We start from the raw sequence: 23,746 nt of genomic DNA, 5'->3' as shown, positions 1-23,746 counted from the left end.
CATTAACTTAAAATTTACATGAAATTCATTTTCTATTAATCTTCCATTATTAAAATAAAAGAGACATTTTTAATAATAGGGGACTGAAAATGAAAAGAATAGTAAGTACAAACAGGTATTTATTGATGATTACAGGGATGGTAATATGTATCATAATGGTCAGTGGTCTCAGTAAGATTGGTTCCACCGCTTTTCAGAATGTAGATAATAAGATTGGTTCCACCACTTTGCCGAGTGTAGATGATTACCTTCGAACAAAATTTGAAAAATTAGGACTTGTTCCTGTTCCAGTCGAAAACCAGGTATCGGAGCAAAAGGTTGTGTTAGGAAAAATGCTTTTTTTTGATAAACGGCTGTCCGGAAATAATGAAGTAAGCTGTATTACATGTCATGCTGTAGACAAAGCCTTCACAGATGGACGTGCGACTGCCGTTGGCGTAGACGGGAGAGAAGGTCAACGGAATACCCCTACTGTTCTAAATGCCGCCTATTATGAAAAGCTTTTCTGGGATGGCAGAGCTACAAGTTTAGAGGAGCAGGCATTGGGTCCAATTATAAATCCAGTTGAAATGGACCAAGATTTAGATGAACTAGTGAAAGAATTGAAAGATGTACCGGAGTATAGGAGACTATTTGCAAATGCTTTTCAAGGTGAAATTACAACTAAACATATAGCAGAAGCTTTAGCAAGCTACGAGCGGACTCTTATTGTCAACGATACGCCGTTTGATCACTATCTACAAGGGGACAATAAAGCATTAACGACTCAAGAAAAATTAGGAATGGAAATCTTCGTTGGTAAAGGAAGCTGCATAACATGTCATGCAGGAGCAAATTTTTCTGATAACGATTTTGATAATTTAGGTATAAACAATGGTGATTTAGGACGGTTCTATGTAACTGATCAAGAAGAGGATAAGGGGGCATTTCGCTCCCCTCAACTTCGTCAACTTATCTATACCGCTCCGTACATGCATGATGGAAGCATGAAGACATTAGAAGAAGTAGTGAAACATTATAATGAAGGAAAGCACGTTGACCAATTTACTTCAGAGGATTTCAACCCTCTCAATCTTTCTGATAAGGAACAGGCTGCCTTGGTTGCTTTCCTTCAATCATTAAGCGGAAAACCAATAAAGATAGAAGAACCTAAAATCCCATAAAATTTACGATTTAAACGATAATAATCCCTTATGTAGAAGGTATGCGAAAACCATACGGTCTACATGAGGTTTTTTTTCGTTGTTTAGCAGATTCTGGACATCTTTATACAGCATATTTTGGATATTTTGAGGTAGCTAAAACAATAATGCAGAACTCGATTATAGGCTTTCTCTAATTTTTTGTATAAAATAGAATAGAAAATAAAATAGAAAAGGTGATAAAATGAGCCAGTTATCTGAATTTTTATCCAATAAACATCATGAGAATGTTGAGGAATTAAAAGAATTACTCCAGATTCCCAGTATTAGTTCCTTATCGGAGCATAAAGAGGACATTCAAAAAGCAGCTTCATGGATTTCCAATAAATTAAAAAACATTGGAATGGAACATGTGGAAATCATCCAGACAAAAGGGCACCCGATTATTTATGCCGAGTGGATTCATCATGAAAATGCCCCCACTGTGTTAGTATACGGTCATTATGACGTGCAGCCCGTTGACCCTGTTCATTTATGGGAAACCCCTCCTTTTGAACCGGCTATCCGGGATGAAAAGATTTTTGCCAGAGGGGCAACGGACGACAAAGGACAGATGTTCTTACATATTAAAGCAGTGGAAACATTATTGGAGTCAGAGGGTAAATTACCGGTGAATATAAAATTTTGCATCGAGGGCGAAGAAGAAATCGGAAGTCCCAATCTTCCGCACTTTTTATCCGAAAATAAAGAAAAATTAACCTGTGATGTGGTTGTCATTTCAGATTCTGATATGTGGGATAAAGGAGTCCCTGCCATTACCTATTCATTAAGAGGCCTATGTGCGCTGGAAGTTTCCATTAACACGGCGAACTCTGATTTGCATTCGGGCATGTTCGGCGGGGGAGTTCAGAACGCTAACCACTTATTAGTCCAGTTGCTTTCAAGCCTTCATGATGTGAACGGGAAAGTAAATGTGGAGCATTTTTATGATGATGTTGAGGAACTGACAGAGTTTGAAAAGGAACAAATTAAAGCTTTGGGTTTCGATGAAGAAAAACTGAAAAAATCGTTAGGGTTAACAGATTTAACGGGAGGGGAAAACAATTATCCTTACCCGGTGAGAATCAGTTCCCGGCCAACATTAGAAATAAACGGCCTATGGGGCGGATTTCAAGGGGAAGGTACAAAAACCGTCATTCCGAACGAGGCACATGCCAAAATCACCTGCCGTCTAGTCCACAATCAAAACCCTGAAAAGATCCAGGGATTGATCAAAAAACATCTCGAAGAACATGCACCAATAGGATGCACGGTAAAAGTGTCTCTTGGCGATACGGGTAATCCATTTTTAACCCCGATTGACAGTCCGATGATTCAAAAGGCTGCCGAGGCTTATCAAAACGTGTACGGGAAATCGCCTGTTTACAAAAGAGAAGGCGGCTCCATTCCGATTGTATCGGATTTCAGCCATTCATTAAATGCTCCAGTTGTCTTAATGGGATTCGGTTTGCCAGATGAAAATCTTCATGCACCAAATGAACATTTTCACCTAGAAAACTTTGATAAAGGCATCTTAACGATTTGCTCCTTTTTAGAGTTGATTGAGAAATAAAATTATGTAATTAGAAAAAAAGCCCTTTCCAAGGAATAGGGCTTTTTAAGTTTACCAGTCGACAAAATTCTACAAAAATCGGGGTGGGCCTGGGCACCTCTTTAACTTAGAATATCAAAATTTAGTAATGTAATTTTCTGTTCATCTTCCGTTCACACACCGACCTTAAACTAAGGGGGTAATTAAGATTGGAGGAATGAAGATGAACATTGCCTGGAAAGAAATGAAGAAAAGTAAAGCAAAATTTATGATTTTAGGTTCCATTGTTTTTCTGGTTAGTTTATTAACGTTTATGATATCTGGATTGGCAAATGGATTATCACAAGAAAGTGCAGGTTTAATAAAAGATTTGCCGGCTGGGCAATTTTATATGACGAAGGAAGCCGATCAGACCTACAGCATGTCTAGGGTAGACCGCAGAATTCAAAAACAAATTTTAAGCAAAGAAAAGGATGCCACGGCATTTTCCATTCAAATGGGGTTTTTGAATGATGGTGATGGTAAGCAGCAAAGTGTCGCGTTTGTGACAGCGACCAGTTCTAAGCAGTTTAAAAATGTAGAAAAAGGGGAAATTGTTCTCGACAAGTCAATGGAGGATAATGGTATCAAAATTGGAGATGCTTTAACCAATAATCAATACAAAGGTAAGTTTGTTGTAAAAGGTTTTGTTAAACACAGTAAATACAGCCATGCATCTGTAGCTTATATCAGTATGGAGGACTATAAAGAAATTTATGGGACCGACGAAATGCAGTTGATTTTTATACCTGAAGGGGGTACAGTACCAACCTTCTCTGGTATGGGATCCTTTTCGAATCAACAATTCCTTAATACCATTTCGAGTTATAAATCAGAACAGATGTCCCTTAACATGATTATATGGTTTTTAGTTGTTATTAGCGGAATGTTGTTTGCAATCTTCTTTTACATGATGAATGTTCAAAAGATTGGTTTATACGGTATTCTTAAAGCGATCGGTGTAAAAACAAGTTCGTTGTTTAAAATAATGTGGACGCAAATGGTGTTTATCACCGTCATTGCACTTAGTATAGCCATTTTCCTCAGTCAAATTTTTACTAGGGTAGCTCCTACAGGAATGCCTTTTAGTTTAACAACTGAAACAACCGTTCAATTGTCGATCGTCTTCCTCATGATAGGATTTATTGGCGCAACCCTTTCCGGTTTACAAATTAAATCAGTTCAACCATTACAAGCTATTCAACAAGGAGAGGTTTAATATGATCTTTAAAATAGATAATGTTAAAAAATCTTATAAAAATGGAGAAGTGACGGAAGAAATCCTAAAAGGAGTGAATCTTATTCTTCGAGAAGGGGAGTTAACCTCTTTAGTAGGGGCATCAGGCTCAGGTAAAAGCACCCTTCTTACCATAGCTGCAGGACTCCAGCCGGCATCAGATGGACAGATAATCTTCGAAGGGAAAAACTTGACTTCTATGAATGCGGAACAAGTTCGGAAAATCAGGGCTCATCAATTTGGCTTCGTCTTTCAATTTGCCCACCTGGTGCCTTTTCTTACAGTAGAAGAGCAGCTGTTACTCATGTTGGATGTATCTGAATCTAAATTAAAAATACGGGAACAGAAAAAAGAAGTTGACAAAATCCTAAAATTGGTTGAAATGGATCATCGAAAACATGCCTATCCCTCTTCATTGTCCGGCGGTGAAAAGCAGCGGGTTGCAATTGCCCGTGCCATTATCCACAGACCGAAAGTTCTCTTTGCAGATGAACCAACTGCAAGTTTGGATTCGAAAAGGTCAAAAGATGTGATGACATTAATCAGTCATTTAACAAAGACACTCAATATTGCCACATTAATAGTAACACATGACGAAGAAATGCTTTCATTTGCTGACCATATCATTAAAATGAGTGATGGGCAGATTTTGCAAAAAGTGTAGGAGAAAGAAAATGATATGACAAATATTTTAATTGTGGATGACGATATCAATATAGTAAAACTTGTTGATATTCACTTATCTGAACATGGATATAATGTATTTCAGGCAAAAGACGGGATGGAAGCATTAGAAATACTCGAGAAGGCTGCCTGCGATTTAGCCATAGTGGATGTGATGATGCCATTTATGGATGGCTATACCCTTACGAAAATGATTCGAAAACAGTATGATATTCCAGTAATCCTTTTAACAGCAAAAAGTGAAATTGAAGATAAGGAGCTAGGATTTCAAGCCGGAACGGATGATTATCTGGTCAAACCATTTGAGCCCAAAGAATTAACTTTTCGGATGAAAGCATTGCTGCGGCGATTTGACCACCAGCCGGATGAAGCCATACTACAAATTGGCAATACCACGATAAACAAAAAAAGTTATGAAGTTCAGGTAGGGAAGCGTACCTTGCTCTTACCGCTAAAAGAATTCGAGCTTTTATCATATTTAATTTCTAATCCTAAGCTTGTTTTTTCCCGAGAACACTTGATCGAACAAATATGGGGCTTGGATTATGAAGGAGATGCGAGAACGGTAGATGTTCATATAAAAAGATTAAGGGAACGTTTTTCTAACTTAACGGATGATTTTCAAATAAAAACAGTACGTGGGGTTGGATATTTATTGGAGGTCCACCGTAAATGAAAACACTTTATGTGAAATTTATTGTCATAACTATTGGAATGATGTTTATTAGCTTTCTCTTAGCTTTTGTCATTTCAAATACCTATTATCAACAGAAGTTAAAACCATATAATGACAATAAAAATACAAAAGTCGCATTAGATATTGCTGCTTTTGCTGAAAGTCATCCAACAATAAGCTTGACAGAGTACTTGGACAGCATTACTAAAGTTGGGTATCAAATATGCCTAGTAGATACAAACGGAAACAGAACTTTTTTCGGCGAACCATTCAGGAACAAAAGTCTTTCTATTTCAACACAACAAGATGTAATAAACGGCCATATTTTTCACGGTATACTTCAATTTCCACAAGGGAAATTTGTAACAGGCTTTTTTGCCAATGAACTAAACAATACCATTGGTGTGCCATTAAAATATAACGGAGAAACTTTTGCTCTATTTATTAGGCCAGACATCAAATTCCTCTTCAACGAGATGCACATTTTATTTGCATGGATTCTTGGAATAGCCATTACGTTAACCATCATTATGGTTGTTATTAATACAAAATATTTAGTAAAACCGATTTCTAACCTGACAAAAGCGACAAAATCACTGGCAAATGGTAATTTTAATGTAGAACTGGACGTGACACGACACGATGAGATAGGGGAACTTTCCCATAGCTTTTTGCGGATGGCGAGAAAGTTGGAACAAATGGATGACATGAGAAAGGAATTTATTTCGAATATTTCTCATGATATACAGTCACCACTGTCTAATATAAAAGGATATTCCAGCTTATTAGAAACTGATTCTATAAGCAAAGAAGAAAGATCCCAATATGTATCCATCATTAACAGTGAAATTAAAAGACTTTCTACCTTAACAAAACAATTGCTGCTTCTGGCCTCATTAGACAGAAATGAGGATATTATGAAGAAAAAAACCTTTAATCTCGGCCTGCAATTGAAGAAATTGGTGCAAAACTATCAATGGGCAGTAAGTGACAAGGAGATTATGCTGAGTTACTCATTACCGGATATCGAGATTATCGGTGATCCATCCTTGCTCAATACGGTTTGGGATAACCTCCTATCCAATGCTATTAAATACAACAAACAGAATGGCAGCATTGAGATATCTATTGATAAAAAAGAAGAAACAGTCATCGTAACCTTTGAGGATACAGGAATTGGGATGAATGATCCAGAATTAGAAAGAATATTTGAACGTTTTTACCGGGCCGATAAAGCACGTACACGTACAATCGAGGGCACCGGCCTGGGTTTATCAATCGTCAAGACAATTATCGACTTGCACAGCGGCCGTATCAATGTAAGAAGTAATCAAAATGAAGGAACTACTTTTATTGTGGAATTGCCGATTAGATAGAATCCTTAATAGGGTATAACAGCTGACGGGCTCGCTGTATAAAAAGTAATAGAAAACCATATCATGACCCCAAATTTCTAGAAAAAACAGAGACTGGAATCTTTCAGTCTTTATTTTTTTATCATCTTGTTTATCGTCTATATAGCTATCTCTCTTTTTATATGGAATATCTCCAATTTTGGATTCAATTCATTTCTATTTACAAATTTTGATTAGAATGTACTTAAAGAAACTAATACCTGTTATTAGGAAATATTATCTAGTGCAAACATACCGACACTCTCTTTAGTCCTATTGATTTCAGAAAATTTGGTGAAATCATCCTATAGTTATCTGCTGCGATTATTACTAGAATAATAGATAACCAGGTTTATACAGTGTTATCCACCATGTCTTTATCATCCCTGTTTTTTACCCACTTAGTACCATCTCACCATAACATCTAGGAATTTTCACATACATACAAAAATAAATAGAGGAGTGAAAGAATGAGGAGAACCAAACGATTTTGGGCAAAAGCTTGTATGCTTTTACTTGCGTTGGTAATGACCTTAAGTATGGCCCTGCCGACGAATTCGCTTGCAAGTAGTGTAATCCCGGCGGATATGAGCTCTGCAAAAGGTGAAGTCATCGATGCGAAACTAGTAAAAAAATTTGAGAAGGATGAATTTGCTAGATTCATCGTGGTCCTGCGCGACCAAGCTGATACGGAAAAAATTGCTTTATCAGCCAAGCAATCCTCTGTTAAGAAAAGCATTTCTCAGAAGGAAATGAAGGCTAATGTCCAAAAGGCTGTTGTACAAGGCTTACAGGATAAGGCCAAACTCTCACAAAAGGGGATTAATCTCCAGCTAAAGGAGGAAAAGGCTTCCGGAAAGATAAAAGAGTTTCATAACTTTTTTATCATTAATGGTATTGCCGTAACAGGTACAAAGGAGGCCGCCGCGAAGCTTGCGGAGCTGCCTGAGGTAAAGGCAATCCTCCTTGATGAAAAACAAACACTTGAACCGATCAAAAAGGAGGAGCAATCTGCAAAACTGCAGGCAGATGAAAGCGGCCCGGTTGAATGGAATATTGACCGTGTCGGTGCTCCGGAGGTTTGGGAGCGAGGGATCACCGGGGAAGGGACGGTTGTTGCCAATATCGATAGCGGTGTTGCCGTCAGTCACCCAGCCTTAAAAACCAAGTACCGCGGGTATGATCCGAATAATCCCGATAAACTATCACACACGTTCAACTGGTATGATGCGATTCACAAAATTGGCAGCCCGGTTGACTCTGACGGGCACGGCACACATACGATGGGAACGATGGTTGGGCAGGAGCCTGGTGGACAAAATCAAATTGGTGTCGCACCAGATGCAAAATGGATTGCGGCACGGGCCTTTGCGAATGATGAAAGCTATGATTCTTATATCATTCAAGCAGCTGAATGGGTGTTAGCGCCAACAGATGAAAAGGGCGTTCCACATCCCGAAATGGCGCCGGATGTTGTCAATAACTCGTGGGGAGGACGCCCGATTAATAATGATTGGTTCAGACCACTTGTTCAGGCGTGGCGTTCTGTTGGAATCTTCCCGGTTTTTTCGGTTGGAAATACGGATTTTTTTAATCCGGTTGCGATGCCGGGATCAGCAAGTTCACCAGCGAATTATCCGGAGTCATTTGCGGTTGGAGCAACGACGAATACAGATGAGTTAGCAAGCTTCTCCCTAAGAGGGCCAACTGAAAGAGGGGATGTTAAGCCTGACATTTCTGCACCGGGGGTTGGGATTCGCTCTTCATTACCGGGGGCGACATGGAATACATTTGAGTATGGCAGCTATAATGGCACCTCGATGGCGGCTCCGCATATTGCCGCTGCAGCACTCTTATTAAAACAAGCGGACCCAGCATTGTCACTTACACAAATTGAGGATATCTTAAAACTAACGGCTGTAACAAAAACCGATGAAAATTATCCGGAAGCCCCGAATAATGGTTATGGCTACGGAATTGTGAATGTAAATGCAGCTGTAACGGCCGTTGAACAAGGAATTGGAAAAATTAAGGGTCAGGTCGTTGGGCCAGGCAATGATACTGAAGCACCGACCTATGTACAGGACGCACGTCAAGTGGTCTATGAGGGGTTAAATGCACCATTTTCCATCCAAGCAATGGACAATATTAGTGTGAATCAGGTTAGCCTCCATGTCCGATATGTGGATGCGAGCGAAGCAGCTTTTAATGCGGAACGTTATGCGGGGGACTATCGAAATGGCTTATATGAAGCGATTATTCCAGCTGAAGCTGTAAAAGGCAGCACCATAACGTATTGGTGGACGATCCAAGATTTTTCGGGTAATCAGGTAAAAACAGCGGAGGCAAAGGTTTCCGTGAAGGATGGAATTCGGGCAGGCTATTTTGAGGATTTCGAAGGCTTTCCTGAGGGCTGGTCCTCCTATGGGATCAATAACTCATGGGAATGGGGCGTTCCAACATATGGCCCCAAGACCCCTCCGCCTTCTGGGAAAAATGTCATTGCCACGAATTTGCGCGGTCAGACTGAAATGTTCTCCAATATGACGCTCATGATGCCTCCTGTCATTGTGGAGGGGGAAACACAGCTTCGCTTTAAGCAGTGGTACAACATGGGCTTCTGGGATTACGGAACTGTTTTTGCAACTGCTGACGGAAAGACGTGGGATAAGGTTTACCAAATTACAAGAAATAACGATAATTGGCATGAGGTCGGGATTGATTTATCGAAATATGCCGGTAAAAAGATTACGATTGCTTTTAACCTTCAAACAGATGATGGAAAGGTTCCAGGCTGGTATTTGGACGATATTCAACTTGTAGCCAGTACGCCGGCTGGCGGAGCAGACCATGAAATCTATAAGGAAATTAAGCTGAACAGTGAGGCATTTAAAAATCCAGTCTATCCTTTAATGGACTTTCATAAAACAGACAGGGAATCTCAAAATGCTGCTCTGCTGCCGGTTGATGCTGCGATTAAGGTTTTAGAAACAGACTGGAAGACGATGTCAAATCCACAAAACGGTGAATTTGTGATCGATCATCCACCAGGAAAGTACACGGTTGAGGTGCAAGCATACGGGTACAAGCCACAGACCCAGAAGGTAACCGTTTCAAGTAAAGGTGAGGTTAATCCGAAAATCACACTTGAGCCATTACCAAGGCAAACGATTTCGGGTACCGTTACAGATACATCCGGAAAGGCACTGAAGGATGCGACGATTCTTCTGTTAGAAGATGAAAAAGCTGAACCCGGTCATTCGGGTGAAAATGGGGATTATCAGCTAAAAGCGTATGAGGGTTCCTATACTGTTAAGGTGTTTGCAAAGGACCATTACAGCAAGACCTTAACAATAAATGTTAAACCAGGTAAAAATCTTGAACGTGATATTCAATTAAGTCCTTTTATCAATAAGGAATCAGGTGAAATCAAATACGATAATGGCAGCTACAATAAGAACCTTGTCATGGGCAATGCCGGAAGCGGATTTGCGGTGAAAATGTCGTTAAAAGACGGCGAAACATCTGCAAAGCTAAAAGGGGCGAAACTTCAATTCTGGGCTGGACATATCCCGGTGCCCGGCGGGGATGACATTTTAATTTCCGTCTATGATGCTAAGGGCAAGAATGGTGCACCAGGAAATAAGCTTGCTGGACCAATAAAAGCGAAGGCACAGCGCAATTTATCCAAATGGACAGAGGTTGACCTTTCCAATTTAGGCCTGGTTGTGAAAGATGATTTTTATATCGCCTATTTACAGGCGGACGACTATCCATATGTGCCGGGTTTTGTATCTGATGGGGATAAAAAGAACTGGGCTGGACGAAGCTGGGATTATTTCGGAGGCCAATGGTTCAAAGCCGATCAGAGTGTTGGCAACTACATGATTCGCGCTGTTGTCGATTACGGTGCCCAAGAGCCATTCCAATATGCGAAAGCGATTTTAAAAACTACAGAAACAAGCGGTGACGCACCGTTCGATATTAAGGTGAAGGTTCAGGAAGGATCAGAAGAGGTTGCATCAGTCGATTATCAGCTTTCTTCAAACGCAGATCCTGATGCAGCTGGGACCTGGAAAAACGTGAATATTCCTTCGTACGGCGGTGATTTTACAACTACAGTTAATGATGTTGGAACATGGTATTTGCATGCAAAGGTTAAGGATAAGGCAGGGAATGAAGAAATTACTTCATTTGGCCCATTTGAAGTAAAAGAGGCAGTTACAACTGAATTGGAAGTAACTCCGGCTTCCCTTGATATGAGGGTAGGCGCAACAGAGAAACTTACAGTAAAATCAATCAAAACGCAAGGTGACAAGGTAACGGAAACAGATGTTACTGAACTTGCCGACTATAGTGGCTTTAATGCAAAGATTATAAAGGTCGAAAAGGGTAAGATAACGGCCCTAAGTGCTGGTGAGACGAGCATTACGATTAAGTTTGGTGAGCACTCTAAGACAGTAACAGCCAAGGTCGAACCTGAAGCAAGCACCACACTATCGGTAAGCCCAGCATCCCTTGAATTGAAAAAGGGCAATACATCACAGCTCACGGTAAAATCCATTGAAACAATAGGCGACAAGGTAACGGAAACAGATGTCACAAATCTAGCAAACTATAGTGGATTTGATTCAAAAATAGTCAAGGTTGAAAAAGGAATTGTCACAGCATTGGCAACAGGATCAACTTCCATTACTATCAGTTATGGAGCAGATAAGGCAACTGTTTTGATAGTGGTCGGGGCAGATAAACATGGCTGGCAAAAGGAAAATGGACAATGGTATTACTATGATGCTAACGGAAATCCAGTAACTGGCTGGTTAAATGAAGGTGAAAAATGGTACTACATGAACGAAAAAGGTATCATGCAGACCGGATGGAAATATGTTGGCGGCAGCTGGTATTACCTTGCATCTAGCGGAGCAATGCAAACGGGCTGGCTGAACAGCGGAGGTACTTGGTACTATCTCGCAAAAAGCGGAGCGATGCAAACAGGCTGGCTGAACAGTGGAGGTACTTGGTACTATCTCGCAAAGAGCGGAGCGATGCAAACAGGCTGGCTGAATAGCGGCGGTACATGGTACTACCTCGCAAAGAGTGGAGCGATGCAAACGGGCTGGCTGAACAGTGGAGGTACGTGGTATTACCTCGCAAAGAGCGGTGCAATGAAAACCGGCTGGCTCCTTGATGGTTCAAACTGGTACTACCTCCAAAACTCCGGCGCAATGATCACCGGCTGGTTTACCATTAACGGAAAACGCTACTTCTTTAACCAAAATGGAAAGTGGGTAAAATAAAACAAGTGAGGCATGGGATGTATCTCGTGCCTCATTTTTTCTTTTGAAATTTTCAATCCTAAATCTATTCATAATTCGTTTGTAGGGTACAGTATTGGCGAAAAAACTGATAATAAAAGTGCCAGTTACCCGTCATTCAATTTTAGATGAAAAGGGTGATTAAAAAGTTTGAGATTTTTATGTATTGTACTATGATAAATTTAATTCCATTATTTAAGTTGGCAATGGCATGGGACAGTCCCCCCCTTACTCATACACAAACTTGAAAACATTTTAGCTAAGGAGTGGTGAAAATGGCACGTGTTTTATTTATTAATGCCGGTTCAGAAGGACATGTCAATCCGACTATTGGTGTTGTCCAAGAGCTTATTTCGCGTGGTGAAGAGGTAGTGTACTTTACAATCGAAGATTTTCGAGATCGCATTGAGAAGACGGGTGCTACGGTAAGAACCTTTGATGTCCAAGAATTTTTAAAAGCCTTTATCTCAGGAGGGAGAAATAATTTACTCGAAAGAATCAACGGTCTTTTGCATACGGCATATATTATGATACCTAGTGTTCTAGAGCAAATTGAAGGAGAGCATTTTGATTACATCATCCACGATTCTATGTTTGGCTGCGGCCGTTTACTTGCCCAAATCCTTAAGCTTCCGGCCATCAATTCGTGTACTTCTTTTGCGCAGACTAAAAGCTCATTCGATAACATGTTCGAACAGCTTTCTAAAAAAATTCCTGCAGAAACAAATGCAGAATACCAAAGGCTGACGGCAAGGGTGAAGGCAAAATATGGCGCCCCGATCCGTTCCCCTTACGAAGTCTTTTGTAATCCTGCACCGCTTACAATCGTTTATACAACGAGGGAGATTCAACCCTTTGGAGAAGATTTCGACCAAACTTACAAATTTGTGGGTCCATCCATCTCTTCACGATTAACGCAAGAAAACTTCGATCTTACGGCAATCAAAGGGAAAAACCCAATTTATATTTCACTCGGTACGGTTTTTAACCAAGCAATAAATTTTTATACGCTTTGTTTCGAGGCACTTGGGAACACAGAACATACTGTTGTCATGTCTATTGGGGAAAAAACTCAATTTTCTGAGTTGGGGGAGATACCTAAAAACTTCATTATAAAAAAGTATGTTCCGCAAACAGAGGTGTTGAAATACACAAAATTATTTATTACGCATGGCGGGATGAACAGTGTCCATGAAGGTCTCTATTATGGGGTTCCGCTAATTGTTATCCCGCAAAGTGCGGACCAGCCAGTCATTGCCGGACAAGTTGCCAATATCGGGGCCGGTATTCAATTACAAATGGAGAGTTTGACGGCAAAACAGCTGAGTGATGTAGCAGATCATGTGTTAAACCAGCCATCATTCCCTAAAGCTGTTGCAAATATTAGGAAATCTTTTCAAAAATCGGGTGGATATCACCAAGCAGTTGATGAGATTTTTGATTTTAAAAGTCAATATGGAATCTAAATTTAAGCTGCCATTTTTGGTGGCCTTTTTTTTAACCCTGGTTTGATGGCCTGATATTTGCAAAAAAAACTAAATTTGCTCATCATTTATAAAATTACAGTTTACATTATATGGTTATGAATGTCCGGTTTGATCTAGATGTTTTAAAATCAACTTGTCCGTGGGCATTTAACTGGACTCCTCTTATTTGAGATAGGGTGTATTATTTAAAAATCGATATTTCTGCAATGGTACACTTCGGGTCGTGACAGGCCCCGCAAAGTGTTGTATAGTAAGTGGCGAAGATGATGATTGGAGTGAATCGTTTGATTTCAAACTCTGAATTACAAAATTTGGACCTTATCGACCTATTAAGCGAGCGTCATAGTTTGGTTCGAAAAATCTCAGAAAAAGCATGGAATGATCAAAGTGAGATTTATATTTCAAATTCTGAATGGTATATCATGGCTAGGATTTATAAAAAACAGCCTAGCATTTCGTATGTGACAAAAAATGTAGAAATTTCTCGTCAGGCGATACATAAATTTATCAAAAATCTCTCCGAAAAAGGATTAGTCGAAATCAAAAATGTGGAGAATAATAAGAAAGAAAAATGTATTCAGTTAACCGCATTAGGAGAAGAATGCTACGAAAAAAACGAGGCTCTTAAAGCCCAGCTTGAGAATAGAATTGCAGAAAAAATAGGTACTGAACAAGTACAGATTCTTAAAGATTTATTAAAGTTAGACTGGAAAATATAAAATTTACGTCTGCGGAAAGCAACTAAAAACCCACGCTTTGTTCATCTAGGTGACGAAGCGTGGGTTTTTCTTTCCAATCAGATGGTCAACCTGGTTGATTAATTAGTGACTTTGTTCAAGAAGCCTTAATCAACCTGATTACCCTTTCATTTATCTCTTCAAAAGTAGTATTCAATGATATAGCTAATTCCTTAAATAAGATATTTTGTGTATGATTCAAAAGTTTACGGTCTTGTTCGTAAAGTTTTTTTTCATGACGTTCAGCTTCGATTTGTTTCTGTATAAGCGTATTTACTACTGTAGCAATTTCTTTTCGATTACCTGTATTTATGATATCAGAATATAACTTGAAACGTATATTAGGATTATCAACCCATTTTATCCCTGGATATTTAAAAGATTCAAGGATATTATTGGCTCCTTCTTGATGGATAAGTTCAAGCATGAGTACTTTATCATTATTAACAGGAGTACTTATGGTTAATTGATGATTATTATCCAAAGGGTGTAATACATAATAGGTTCTTGTAATACCAGAAACGGTTTTGTCGCAAATATCATCAATTTTGCAAATACCATGTGCGGAATAGATGACCAAATCTCCAATATTAAACATTTGCTCACTCCCCATATATCTTAGCAATTAAGTTAATTATAACTTATTGTAAAAATATTGTCAACTAAGTTGACATAAAGAAAAATTTTTTGATATAGTTAACAAATCGCTTAGTATCCGGGGGTGTACTACGGAGTTGGATTATTGCTGATAGTGGAAATCACGAAATATTTATTTCAGCAGGAAAGCAACAAAGGGGTAAACGAATTTTAATTGAAGGAGTTTTAATAAGTGAATCAACAAATGAATACAGCGAAGAAGCAAATCAACACAGGCCAGAATCAACAAAGTAAAACAGTCCTAAAACAACAATTCAAAACAGGCCCGATCATGGCTGCTCTTTTTGTAGCAGGATTTGTCGGACTTTTTAGTGAAACAGCATTAAATATTGCCTTAGGAGATTTAAGTCAAATATTTAGCGTTAGTGCAACGACTATCGGATGGTTAGCGACAGGCTATTTCTTAACATTAGGTATTTTAGTACCGGTAACAGGCATTTTGATGCAGAAGTTTACAACAAGACAAATGTTTTTGACTTCGATATCACTATCCATAATCGGAACAATAATAGCTGCAGTAGCACCTGCATTTAGTCTTTTATTGGTGGCACGTGTGATCCAAGCAGCGGGATTAGCCATTGCTCTTCCATTAACGCAAAATGTTATTTTCACCATCTTTCCTCCAAATAAACGAGGCGCCGCAATGGGAGTTATGGGCTTAGTTATGTTGGCTGGTCCAGCATTGGGCCCAACAATTGCCGGTCTTATTTTAGATACATTATCCTGGCATTGGATTTTCTGGGTCACCGTACCTTTCTTGCTGTTTTCTCTACTTTTCGGGATTAAGTATGTACCAAATGTGAATGAGGTTCGTAAGGTTTCGATTGATGCAGTATCGGTGATTCTTTCGACGATTGGATTCGGTGGGGTCGTTTACGGATTCAGTGTATCGGGTGATGCCGGTTGGACGAGCGCACCTGTTCTTGGATCTATTATCATTGGATTCGCAGCACTCATTCTTTTTTCTATTCGTCAAACGAAGATGGAGAATCCGATGCTGAATTTAAGCGCATTTAAAACCCCGCTTTTCGTAATTGGCGTTATCTCAAGTTTTATCACGTTCTTTAATATGTTGTCGATGCTTGTTATTTTACCGATGTATATGCAAGCGGCTTTAGTAATGGCCGCATTTACAACGGGTCTCGTCCTGCTGCCAGGAAGCTTGCTTAACTGTATACTAGCTCCAACCATTGGTCGTTTATTTGATAAATATGGTCCGAAAGCGGTTATTACACCAGGAACCATTTTAGTAGCGATGGGTTATGTATTTTATTCACAATTTGGTACAGACACGGCTTTATGGATGATTGTAGTAACACACATTGTCATGATGTTAGGGATAGGGGCTGTGCTTGCTTCTGTACAAACAAACACGTTAAATTCTCTTCCAAAACAGTACTATCCTGATGGCATCGCTATCACTCAAACGGTCCAACAAGTAGCTGGTGCTATTGGTATTGCCGTAATTGTTTCGCTTCTATCAGCTAAACAAAATAGTTATCTAGCAACTACTGCCAATGACCTGCAACAGGCAACAGCAGCTGGATCATCATTAGTCTTTACTATCAGTTTAGGATTAGCGGTGGTAAATGTCGTACTGTCTTTATTCATGAAAAAACCTAATGCTGCTAATAATGTAAAGGCATAATCTTAACTACTACGCCCTATCTTTTAGTAGGGGGTAGTATTTAGAACCACTTTCAAATCATGTTAGAAGGAGAGCATGGCAGATGAATCACTATAAAAGCATTTTAGTAGCCGTAGACGGTTCAAAAGAAGCGGAATACGCATTTCGCAAATCAATTGATGTTGCAAAACGTAACAAAAATTCCATTTTAACCATCGTAAACATTATCAATACTCGTTCATTCGAAGCATATGACCGCACAGTCGTTGAGCGAGCACAGAAGTCAGCAGAGGAGCTGTTAAATGGCTATAAGTCAGAAGCTGAGTTGGAGGGTGTTAAAAATGTAAAGGTAGTAATTGAATATGGTTCTCCGAAAATTTTGATTACTGGAGAAATGGCTAACTTAGCCAAGGCTGATTTAATTATGTGTGGTGCTACAGGGATAAATGCAGTTGAACGTTTTTTGACTGGCTCCGTATCTGAAGCAATTGTACGGTCAGCTAAATGTGATGTTTTAGTGATTCGCAGACCTGTTTTACATGCTGTTAAAGGAAGAAACTAATATAGAAGAGGCATCTGCAAGTAACTTAGCAGATGCTTTTTTAATACTCAATCTTATCCTCTATAACCAATGCTTACGGTTGGCCACATCTCTGTTGTTTGATTATGTAAACTGATTGTGATATACTAATTTAGGATTAATGCAAAATTATTCGGTTTTTTAGCTTAAATTATCCTCCAACTTACCCTTTGCTACCTGAAATTTGCGGTTTATTCTCTCCGAAAAGTATAACCTAGATCTGATTGAAACGATCGAATGATTCTATTGCAGTAATGATGAATCATAAAAAAATCCTAATTACCACGTATTGATACTTTTCAATTTTGTTGAATTATTTTATCAATATTGTGATTTTATAAAAAAAAGTTAAAACTATATGTGAAAGTGTTCACAAATGAAAGGAATGATTGAATGAGAACTGGACAAGAAGCAGATCTCAAAGCAAAAGAAGTGATGCAGGATGATTATTCATATGATAGGGTACCAACAGAAAAAAGGAATATGGGCTGGTTTAGTATTACAAATATTACGTTTGGAATTGCAACGGCAATTTTTTACTTTCAAATGGGAAGTGTAATGGCACTTCAATTCGGGGCAGTTAACGCAATCATTTCAGCTATTTATGCAATCATTGTTGCTGGGATCCTTGGAACAATCATTGCCTATTTGTCGGCTAAATCTGGTATGAATGTAAATTTATTATCTAGAGGAGGATTTGGATATATAGGCGCTTCATTAACCTCGTTCATTTATGCATCCAACTTTATCATGTATTGTGCATTTGAAGGCATGATATTAGTTGCTGCTATACATGCATTTTTCCCCATCATACCAGTATGGCTTCTAATCATCGTCTTTGGTTCAATTGTTATACCGTTAAATTGGTTTGGTATAAAACAATTAGATAAATTGCAAAAATGGTCATTGCCAATATTCGGTGTTTTTTTAATCACCACTATTATAGTCGCATTCAATAAAACTTCCCTTTACGAAGGAAGCTTTTGGACGTATATGCCCGAGGGTGTTCAAGCAGGCGGGACAGCTTTATTGCTTTGTATCGGGATGCAGCACGGCATAATGGGCTTAACAGCACTCCTTGCTTCAGATTATGCACGTTTTCTTAAACCAAAGGACATTAAAATAGGGTCATTCATGATTGGATTTGTCCCACAAATTTTCTGCTTTGGCGTTATGGGAGGTCTTGGTATATGGTTTGGGGTTCGTTTAGGAGAATCTAACCCGGGTGTTTACATTGTATCACTCCTTGGCCTCGGTGGAGTTCTATTTACCTTGTTAACTCAAATAAGAATTAATATTACCAATATATATAGTGCTTCACTATCGCTTTCTAGCTTTTTTGAGAATATGTTTAAATTTAAACCAGGCAGACGATTTTGGATTGTTGTCGCGGGGGTAATATCCATGGCCTTGATGCTTGGCGGAATACTGGATCATTTAGATACTGCCATGACATTCCAAGGAGTGTTTCTTTTGACATGGGCTGCTATTTTGGTAACTGATGCCTTAGTAGTGAAAAAAAGATTGAAGATTGGCTCTGATTATTATGAGGCAAGGCAGGAGAATCTGTATAAATGGAATCCTGTTGGGGTTGTTCCGTTAATTGTAGCAAGTGTTTTAGGGACAATCGCTGCATTAGGATATATGGGTACGTTCTTACAAAGTACGGCTGCCTTTTTTGCAGCAATTCTAGCTTCTATTCTTACTATAATTTTCGCTGTTTTAACAAAAGGAAAATATTACAGTAAGTGTAAATCTGATGATATACCGGAAGAAGAATACATCGCATCATAGCTTACGTCTCCTTAAATAAATTATAGGCACCGATTTTTTTAGACTGTAAGAAGAAACCATCTTCTTATGGTCTTTTTTAATTTACAAATAAATAGTAACTAGGGTCTTCTTTAGCCTGTCCCCTTGTCCCGCCGCCTCTATTCTTCAACTAATTTTAGCCATTTATAAAGGAAAAAGTCTAATTTTATAAATCATGAGTATTATTTTAGTAAGAGAAGGAGGCGATCTGATGAAATCAATTGGGATTTTAGGTGTAGGCCAGGCGGGCGGGAATATAGCTGAGATTGCATCAACCATGGGTTTTCAAACAGCGCTTATCAACACGAATCAGCGCGATGGCTTAGTGAACACGAAGGTAGAAAGGAAGTATTTTGTCCCAGGGTATAATGGTGCCGGACAAGATCGATCAATTGGATTAAGGGCGGTAAATGAAAATTATCGTGAGATCATTGACTTTGTTCAGCGGTCCTTTAAGAATATAAAGCTCTTGCTAGTGGCCTTTTCTACCGACGGGGGCACCGGATCAGGTATGAGCCCGTTATTAATTGACCTGTTTTTAGACCAACTGCCAGGCGTCAACATTGGTGCAATTGCGATTGTTCCTGATCGAAACGTGTTAGCGGGTAACCGAATCAATGCAGCTGAGTGTATCGAGGAGCTTTCCAAAATAGACTCGCTCTCATCGGTGTTCCTTGTCGACAATGATCAGATGCGAAAGTTGAACCCGCAATCCAGTAAACATCAAATTTACCTTTCTTCTAATCATCAAGTAATGGAAGCAATTAATAATGTGCTCCAGGTAACGAAAAAGAGTTCTGTATACGGAAATTTTGATGAAACCGACCTGATGAATATCCTCGGTACAAGAGGTGTAACACTTGTCTCTTCCGCCACGTTAACAGATGCAAAGACAACCTCAGACGTTGCTAGTAAAATACAACAATCTTGGGCAAACTCGATCTTTTGTCCTGTAGAATCAACAGGTGTCATTCGCGCAGGTTTAATCTATGAAGGGTCAGAAACAATGGCTAAACTTATTAATGTCCCCGCTGTTTTTGAAAGGGTGGGTGAACCGCTGGAACTGTTCGAAGGAACCTATATCTCGGAAGCGGATCCTACGATAACAACTATCCTTTCAGGGCTTCCGTTTCCTGCTCGGCGGATGCTGGCTCTTGAGGAATCGCTCGAAAAGAACAAGGACCGGTTACAGAAATTAGTTAATAAAGAATTTACCCAGACATATGAGTCGCGAATATCTTGGGCTTCCAACCTAAAGGCTAGACCACAGGAAAGAAAGACAGGAACTATTTCATCGAAGTTATCGAAGCATCAGAGGTAAAGAGATATAAACTGCTAATAGGTTAGTCTCCGCTGTCTAAAGCGGCAGGAGACTGACCTATTAGCCTTGCTAAATTTCAGAAGGGCCCTTATTTTCTCCTCAACAGCTGCATCCGCTGGTTGAACAGGCTAGGGTATGATAAATATCCGAGCATGGCGCTAGTGACGGATGCGGTTGTTATTAGCAGGAAAAGGATGAGCAATTGGAATTGCACCGCTTGAATCGGATTGGCACCTGCGATGATTTGGCCACTCATCATTCCTGGCAGTTGGACGAGGCCGATTGTTTTCTGACTTTCAATTGTCGGAATCATGCTCGCTTTTATAGAAGTAATGAGCTGGGTGTGAATCGCTTGTTTTGGCGTCCCGCCGAGCGACAGAATGAGTTCGGTTTCATCTTGATGCGCTTCTATCTCTGCCGTAAAGCGGTTGAGGAACAGGATTGCAAGCACCATAGAGTTACCAATTACCATACCGCTAATGGGAATGATGTATTGGGCCGTGCGCGGCGTGATGTTGAATCCAAGTAAAATACTTTGTGTCAGTACTTCAATCACAACTAAAGTAACCGCCACTTTCCATGTGATGCCGTTAATCGCTATCCCTTTTTTTCGGGCATTTTGCGTGGCGGCAAAAATCATGATTGTCACCATCAGTAAAATATAAATCATATTTTCGGAATCGAACACAAATTTAAGAATATACCCGACGGCCAACAATTGAACGATAGAACGGATCACTGCAATAATGGTATCTTTTTCTAAACCTAAGTTTAGCGTTTTAGATAAGACAATCGGAAGGATGACGAAAATAAGTGCGATTGATAAATGGAGATAACTCATTCCACTTCCCCCTTTAGAAAAAGCCTGACTTTTTCATTAACAGGTGAATGTAACAATTCGCTTTTTCCTGTTTCGATGACTTCCCCATTCATCATCACCCACGTATAGTGTCCAACCGTTCGTGCCTGCTGTAAATTATGCGTAATCCAAATAATCGTGGTTCCGTGCTTTCGATTGATTTTTCCAATTAGTTCTTCGATTTCCTGCTGTGAGACACGGTCTAGCGAGGAGGTGATTTCATCGAGCAATAAAACTTGAGGATGGTTAACAAGTGTGCGGGCAATTGATACTTTTTGGCGCTGTCCGCCTGACAAATCCTTGATAGGCCGATGTAAAAATTCCGCCTCCAATCCGACATCGTGTAATAAATTCCTTGCCTCATCTTCAGCTAATTGCTTTCCTTGCAGCACTAACGGCAATGCTAGGTTTTTCAGTACGCTCCCGTTGATCATCGGTGCACTTTGAAGCGCAATCCCGACAAGTCTGCGTAATTCTACGGGATCATAGCTACTGATATTTTTGCCTTTTATAAAAATTTCTCCTGAATCAGGTGACAGCAAGCCGTTGCATAATTTGAGCAATGTAGTTTTCCCAGCTCCCGAAGGACCTACTAGAGTAGTGATTTTGCCTTCCAGGAAAGATTCTGAAATATTTTTCAAAATATGGGCATCTTCAATAGAATAATTTACATGATTAAAATTCACCGCTGGTTTATAATCTGTTGTCATTCGGTACATAACTCCTTACTGGGACATGGCTCCTTGTCCCATTCGTCTAAGAAAACAATTTAGCCATGGCAAACAGTGCCATGCACCTTCTTTTGATATTCTCTCAAACAAATTGGATATAATGCTATTATACATAATTTTATTTCGGGGAAAGAGATGAAAGAATACGAAGAGGAAACCATTTTACGAAACAATTATTGACTGATTTGATGCAGCATTAATCACGGCCAAACCTAATAAAATAGTAACTAAAAAGTCTCTATTAGAAGAGAAAATACATCTGCTTAGTTCATTAGATTAAAGGAAAAGAAATTGGGCCCATTCCAACGAATAGGCCGTTCTAATGTTGAATTAGGAACAAATTGACCCCCATTTTCAACTTTATTTTCATTTATCAGGCACTTAAATCAGAAGGAAATAATCATTCCATCTTTACCGGCATACGTTCCCATTGTAGCTCCCATATAACTAATAATGACTGCTTTTGGGTGAAACTGCTCAATAAGTTCTTGTTTGATGGCCTCGGCATCTTCTACATTTCCTGTGTGTGTGATTCCAAATGTTAGGTTAGAGAAATCAGATCCTCTTTCCTGAATGATATTTAGTACTCTCTTTTGGAACTTCTTTTTCCCTCGTATTTTCTCAAGAATTTCTACTTTCCCTCCGGCGACTCTTTCTAAAATCACCTTGATATTGAGTATTTTGGCAAGTGATCCTTTAAATTTACTTAATCGTCCGCCTTTTACGATATTTTCTAATGTGTCTAAAAGGACAAGGATATTCATTTTATCCCGATAAGCGATTAACTCTTCAACGATTTCTTCTATTGTATGTCCCTGACCGGCAAGTTCAGCCGCACGGATAATCTGGAGACCATGCCCTAAAGAGCCTGCTAATGTATCAAATACCGTAACCTTTGCATTGGATAACTCTTTTCCAATGCATGCTGATTGATAGGTACCACTAAGCCCTGAGGAGATGGTAAAGCACAGAATTTCATTGTCTGGACTATCATATTTGGTAAACGCGTCTGCAAATGAGGCAGGGGAGGGCTGGGATGTCTTCGGGAGGACATCTGAAGAAAACATCTTCGTAAAAAATTCTTTTGGTGTAAGATCAACTTTTTCTAAATAATCGTGTTCCCCAATCGTAACTGTCAAGGGGACCATCGTGATATCATATTGCTCTATTAATTCCTTAGGCAGATCAGCCGAACTGTCTGTAATGATCTTTATCATTGCCTTTTCCACCTCTAATTTTTATAACAGTATAATGTAAGTATAACATTTCAGAATTTTTATCGCATAAAAGACCTCTCAGTTGAGGTCTTTTGGGTCTTTATTCTTTTAATTGGACTCTCCTTCGCACTATCCTCCAACTATGTATTAAAGCGAGCAGGATTTACAGAGTCATTTATGAATAACAACAGAGGTGCCAATCGAAACTCTAGATGATAAATCTAGAACATCATGGTTAAACATTCTAATACATCCATGTGAGACATTCTTACCGATGGATGCTGGATTATTAGTTCCATGTATTCCGTAATGCGGTTTAGACAAGCCCATCCAGAGTACTCCAAAAGGTCCGCCTGGATTACGCTGTTTATTGATGATCGTGTAAGTCCCAGAAGGTGAGGGGGTCAATATTTTTCCAACTGCAATAGGATAAGTTTTTATAAGCTTATTGCCATCAAACAGTTTTAATTGATGATTCGCCGTCGATACGTTAATCCATTTTGCCATGAAAAAACAACTCCCATTTTTTTGAATAGTGTATGAATTGAAGTGGGTATTTGTGATACACAGGTGATAAAAAAGGGAGTAAAAAGGCAGAATGAACAAAGTTTTTCACTCAAGCCTTTAATCTTCTTTCATA

The 23,746-nt window shown here is 39.3% G+C and carries 18 protein-coding genes; 13 read left to right on the top strand and 5 right to left on the bottom strand.

Translation table 11 applies throughout. The annotated features are described in order from the left end of the window. The first annotated feature begins 89 nt into the window (after positions 1-89). The 9 genes from BANVL01_RS17480 (at position 90) to BANVL01_RS17440 (ending at position 14,284) form a co-directional block, all read left to right on the top strand. On the top strand, positions 90-1,163 hold the full coding sequence (locus tag BANVL01_RS17480; protein WP_066148017.1) for a cytochrome-c peroxidase: 1,074 nt from the start codon (positions 90-92) through the stop codon (positions 1,161-1,163). Positions 1,164-1,386: 223 nt separating this feature from the next. Continuing rightward, positions 1,387-2,754 (top strand): dipeptidase, encoded by a 1,368-nt coding sequence (locus BANVL01_RS17475; RefSeq protein ID WP_066095762.1) that lies wholly within the window; start codon positions 1,387-1,389, stop codon positions 2,752-2,754. A 202-nt stretch (positions 2,755-2,956) separates the two neighbouring features. Then, a complete protein-coding gene (locus BANVL01_RS17470) occupies positions 2,957-3,991 on the top strand; it encodes an ABC transporter permease (protein ID WP_066095765.1) in 1,035 nt (344 codons plus the stop codon). A 1-nt stretch (position 3,992) separates the two neighbouring features. Continuing rightward, positions 3,993-4,673 (top strand): ABC transporter ATP-binding protein, encoded by a 681-nt coding sequence (locus BANVL01_RS17465; protein ID WP_066095768.1) that lies wholly within the window; start codon positions 3,993-3,995, stop codon positions 4,671-4,673. A gap of 15 nt (positions 4,674-4,688) precedes the next feature. Further along, complete coding sequence (locus tag BANVL01_RS17460) at positions 4,689-5,369, top strand: response regulator transcription factor (protein ID WP_066095771.1); 681 nt, start codon at positions 4,689-4,691, stop codon at positions 5,367-5,369. Then, entirely contained in the window at positions 5,366-6,745 is a 1,380-nt protein-coding gene (locus tag BANVL01_RS17455) for a sensor histidine kinase (RefSeq protein ID WP_066095774.1), read from the top strand. Before BANVL01_RS17460 ends, BANVL01_RS17455 begins: the two co-directional genes overlap by 4 nt. 488 nt (positions 6,746-7,233) lie before the next feature. Next, positions 7,234-12,060, top strand: a complete 4,827-nt coding sequence (locus BANVL01_RS17450) for a S8 family serine peptidase (RefSeq protein ID WP_066095777.1) — start codon at positions 7,234-7,236, stop codon at positions 12,058-12,060. 293 nt (positions 12,061-12,353) lie between these two features. After that, positions 12,354-13,544, top strand: coding sequence for a macrolide family glycosyltransferase (locus BANVL01_RS17445; protein WP_066095779.1), 1,191 nt, complete (start codon positions 12,354-12,356; stop codon positions 13,542-13,544). Positions 13,545-13,831: 287 nt separating this feature from the next. Beyond that, positions 13,832-14,284, top strand: coding sequence for a MarR family winged helix-turn-helix transcriptional regulator (locus BANVL01_RS17440; protein WP_066095782.1), 453 nt, complete (start codon positions 13,832-13,834; stop codon positions 14,282-14,284). A gap of 115 nt (positions 14,285-14,399) precedes the next feature. Here BANVL01_RS17440 and BANVL01_RS17435 read toward each other — a convergent pair whose 3' ends face one another. Next, positions 14,400-14,900 carry a CarD family transcriptional regulator gene (locus BANVL01_RS17435; protein ID WP_066095786.1) on the bottom strand — a complete coding sequence of 167 codons (501 nt, stop codon included), beginning with the start codon at positions 14,898-14,900 and terminating at the stop codon, positions 14,400-14,402. A 330-nt stretch (positions 14,901-15,230) separates the two neighbouring features. Between BANVL01_RS17435 and BANVL01_RS17430 the strand changes: the two genes are divergently transcribed. The 4 genes from BANVL01_RS17430 to BANVL01_RS17415 all read left to right on the top strand — a co-directional run bounded on the left by BANVL01_RS17430 (position 15,231) and on the right by BANVL01_RS17415 (position 20,299). Beyond that, positions 15,231-16,607: a DHA2 family efflux MFS transporter permease subunit gene (locus BANVL01_RS17430; protein WP_066097227.1), complete on the top strand. Its 1,377-nt coding sequence runs from the start codon at positions 15,231-15,233 to the stop codon at positions 16,605-16,607. Positions 16,608-16,689: 82 nt separating this feature from the next. Then, positions 16,690-17,148 carry a universal stress protein gene (locus BANVL01_RS17425; RefSeq protein WP_066095789.1) on the top strand — a complete coding sequence of 153 codons (459 nt, stop codon included), beginning with the start codon at positions 16,690-16,692 and terminating at the stop codon, positions 17,146-17,148. Between the two features lie 411 nt (positions 17,149-17,559). After that, on the top strand, positions 17,560-18,960 hold the full coding sequence (locus BANVL01_RS17420; protein ID WP_066095790.1) for a purine-cytosine permease family protein: 1,401 nt from the start codon (positions 17,560-17,562) through the stop codon (positions 18,958-18,960). A gap of 229 nt (positions 18,961-19,189) precedes the next feature. Then, positions 19,190-20,299, top strand: coding sequence for an FtsZ/tubulin family protein (locus tag BANVL01_RS17415; protein ID WP_066095793.1), 1,110 nt, complete (start codon positions 19,190-19,192; stop codon positions 20,297-20,299). Positions 20,300-20,387: 88 nt separating this feature from the next. Here BANVL01_RS17415 and BANVL01_RS17410 read toward each other — a convergent pair whose 3' ends face one another. The 4 genes from BANVL01_RS17410 to BANVL01_RS17395 all read right to left on the bottom strand — a co-directional run bounded on the left by BANVL01_RS17410 (position 20,388) and on the right by BANVL01_RS17395 (position 23,613). Further along, the gene (locus BANVL01_RS17410; protein ID WP_066095798.1) at positions 20,388-21,140 is read right to left on the bottom strand and encodes an ABC transporter permease; all 753 of its coding nucleotides are present in this window, start codon (positions 21,138-21,140) and stop codon (positions 20,388-20,390) included. After that, entirely contained in the window at positions 21,137-21,868 is a 732-nt protein-coding gene (locus tag BANVL01_RS17405) for an ABC transporter ATP-binding protein (protein WP_066095799.1), read from the bottom strand. Before BANVL01_RS17405 ends, BANVL01_RS17410 begins: the two co-directional genes overlap by 4 nt. Positions 21,869-22,275: 407 nt before the next feature. Then, positions 22,276-23,106 carry a DegV family protein gene (locus BANVL01_RS17400; protein ID WP_066095804.1) on the bottom strand — a complete coding sequence of 277 codons (831 nt, stop codon included), beginning with the start codon at positions 23,104-23,106 and terminating at the stop codon, positions 22,276-22,278. Between the two features lie 171 nt (positions 23,107-23,277). Beyond that, positions 23,278-23,613 (bottom strand): L,D-transpeptidase, encoded by a 336-nt coding sequence (locus BANVL01_RS17395; RefSeq protein WP_066095807.1) that lies wholly within the window; start codon positions 23,611-23,613, stop codon positions 23,278-23,280. Positions 23,614-23,746: the final 133 nt, after the last annotated feature.

The sequence above is a fragment of the Neobacillus novalis NBRC 102450 genome (assembly GCF_001591805.1).
GTDB classification, from domain to species: domain Bacteria; phylum Bacillota; class Bacilli; order Bacillales; family Cytobacillaceae; genus Neobacillus; species Neobacillus novalis.
The sequence above is the reverse complement of the archived record's forward strand: the minus strand, read 5'-3'. Positions and strand labels throughout refer to the sequence as shown.